Origin of the sequence: Pseudomonas sp. Q1 (assembly GCF_009935975.1) — a bacterium.
Taxonomy (GTDB): domain Bacteria; phylum Pseudomonadota; class Gammaproteobacteria; order Pseudomonadales; family Pseudomonadaceae; genus Aquipseudomonas; species Aquipseudomonas palleroniana.
Window position 1 is genome coordinate 374 of the sequence record NZ_QODI01000061.1, and the last position, 301, is coordinate 674.

At 52.2% G+C, this 301-nt stretch carries 1 protein-coding gene; it reads right to left on the bottom strand.

What is annotated here, in order from left to right:
• Positions 1–301, bottom strand: a 301-nt coding sequence (locus DK870_RS29130; protein WP_256679955.1) for a GTP-binding protein, incomplete at both ends; no start/stop codon positions are given.

Genomic DNA, 301 nt, shown 5'->3' on the forward strand with positions numbered 1-301 from the left:
GCGGGTCTGTCCGTTCTTCGAGATACCAGCCTCAAACTCACCAACACCACCGGCAACAATCAGCACGGCACAGTCAGCCTGAGAAGTACCAGTGATCATGTTCTTGATGAAGTCTCTGTGCCCAGGGGCATCAATGATGGTGACGTAGTACTTGCTGGTCTCAAATTTCCAGAGAGCAATGTCGATGGTGATACCACGTTCACGCTCAGCCTTCAGTTTGTCCAACACCCAGGCATACTTGAAGGAGCCCTTGCCCATCTCGGCAGCTTCCTTCTCGAACTTCTCGATGGTTCTCTTGTCG